This is a genomic window from Streptomyces sp. P9(2023), from assembly GCF_032436795.1.
Lineage (GTDB): Bacteria > Actinomycetota > Actinomycetes > Streptomycetales > Streptomycetaceae > Streptomyces.
On record NZ_JAUPWM010000365.1, the window covers coordinates 1 to 283 of the forward strand.

Below are 283 nucleotides of genomic sequence, written 5' to 3' on the forward strand. Positions count from 1 at the left end.
GGCGGCGCGCGCGCCCTGGCGGCTGGACCGCGACCGCGCGGCGCTGCTGATCCACGACATGCAGGGCTATTTCTGCGCCGCCTTCGCACCCGGCGCGCTGGACCCGGTGGTCGCCCATATCGCCGCGCTGGCCGATGCGGCGCGAGAGGCCGGGGTGCCGGTGTTTTACACCGCGCAGAATGGCGATCAGGACCGCCGCGACCGCGGGCTTCAGGCCGACCTGTGGGGACCGGGGATGCGCGCCCGCCCCGCCGATCAGGCGATCATCGCCCCGCTGGCGCCG

General features: G+C 75.6%; 1 protein-coding gene. It reads left to right on the top strand.

The window, feature by feature from the left end:
* Positions 1 to 283, top strand: a 283-nt coding sequence (locus Q5762_RS37960; protein ID WP_315896868.1) for an isochorismatase family protein, incomplete at both ends; no start/stop codon positions are given.